At 37.0% G+C, this 826-nt stretch carries 1 protein-coding gene and 1 pseudogene; both read left to right on the forward strand.

From position 1 onward, the window contains the following. Positions 1–475: pseudogene (locus tag CXF62_RS14650) on the forward strand (hypothetical protein); the annotation flags it as partial. A gap of 17 nt (positions 476–492) precedes the next feature. Continuing rightward, a partial coding sequence (locus CXF62_RS01430; RefSeq protein WP_145990519.1) for a GTPase-associated system all-helical protein GASH occupies positions 493–826 on the forward strand: 334 nt, incomplete at its 3' end.

The following is an 826-nucleotide window of genomic DNA, read 5'->3' on the forward strand; positions in this document are numbered from 1 at the left end:
CATGGAAGGAAGTGGGTTAGCTGCATCAGCTGATAGCTACGATATGCCATTTATATTTGCAAAAGGAGTATCAGATTTTGCAGATCCTTATAAAGATGATCGTTACCGTACTTTTGCAGCACGTGCTTCAGCTGAGTTGCTTATTCTCTTATTAAGGAATAGTGAGTCTTTATTTACTCGTAAAGAAGATAAGTTACCAGAAATTGAAAGCGATAATATGGACAGTGATGACATAGTGCGTCTGCTTGCAGAGTTGTATCCAGACTTTGACGAAACTCAAGTCTTATGGGAAAGAGCAGGAGGTAAGCTGAGTGATTTAGAAAATAAGTCACGCCCATATACCCGCTGGCATACCATATGGAAAAAAGTAAACCAAGGCTCAGAAGTAACACCGAAAGCGCTTTTACAAATCATTCAAAAAGATAATCCTCAATGCATAGCTATAAAATCTTTATTAAAAGCTTACCACTCATAAAATTTGGAGTACAGTAAATGTCAAGAGTATTGGATGGAGTCAATAGTTTAGGTTTAATTGAAAAGCTAGATGGCGATGATAGGCGTTTTGATAATATGGTTGAGGCAACTACCTTACTAGTAGAAAGGTTGAAAGAAGATGAGCCATTGCTTACCTCATTTGTATTAACCAGTATAAACCAAACGCCTAATAGCGATGATATAGCAATAAAAATTGCAGATGAATGTTTTACAGAAGTATGGAGGTCGGCCAGGTCAATCTACATAGACACCCCATTCTTACTTTATCGCTCTATGCTTCTAGATGCTTGTCAACAATTAGCATTAGATAATCAAAGGTATGCTTATATAC

This window comes from Psychrobacter sp. MES7-P7E (assembly GCF_002863645.1).
GTDB lineage: Bacteria > Pseudomonadota > Gammaproteobacteria > Pseudomonadales > Moraxellaceae > Psychrobacter.